Genomic DNA, 397 nt, shown 5'->3' with positions numbered 1-397 from the left:
TATTATAAAATGCTTATGGCGGAGAGCAAGGGATTCGAACCCTTGATACGCTTGTGACGTATACACGATTTCCAATCGTGCTCCTTCGGCCAACTCGGACAGCTCTCCAATGGCTCCGCAGGTAGGAATCGAACCTACGACCGATCGGTTAACAGCCGATAGCTCTACCGCTGAGCTACTGCGGAATAATATTGCCTGGCAACGTCCTACTCTCACAGGGACAAGGTCCCAACTACCATCGGCGCTAGAGAGCTTAACTTCCGTGTTCGGTATGGGAACGGGTGTGACCTCTCTGCCATCATTACCAGACTATATTCGCTTGAGACAAATATTATTATACTTGATTCACTTAGAAAGTCAATAAGTTTTTTATATTCTCTCAAAACTAGATAACGTT

At 45.6% G+C, this 397-nt stretch carries 2 tRNA genes and 1 rRNA gene; all 3 read right to left on the bottom strand.

Annotated elements, in window-relative coordinates:
* Positions 1 to 16: 16 nt before the first annotated feature.
* The 3 genes from JTF23_RS27515 to rrf all read right to left on the bottom strand — a co-directional run bounded on the left by JTF23_RS27515 (position 17) and on the right by rrf (position 309).
* A tRNA-Ser gene (locus tag JTF23_RS27515) sits at positions 17 to 108 on the bottom strand.
* A 2-nt stretch (positions 109 to 110) separates the two neighbouring features.
* Positions 111 to 185, bottom strand: a tRNA-Asn gene (locus JTF23_RS27510).
* 8 nt (positions 186 to 193) lie between these two features.
* Positions 194 to 309, bottom strand: a 5S ribosomal RNA gene (gene rrf, locus JTF23_RS27505).
* Between the last annotated feature and the right edge of the window lie 88 nt (positions 310 to 397).

It is taken from the genome of Bacillus sp. RIT 809, assembly GCF_016892495.1.
Classification (GTDB): Bacteria; Bacillota; Bacilli; order Bacillales; family Bacillaceae_G; genus Bacillus_A; species Bacillus_A cereus_U.
The sequence above is the reverse complement of the archived record's forward strand: the minus strand, read 5'-3'. Positions and strand labels throughout refer to the sequence as shown.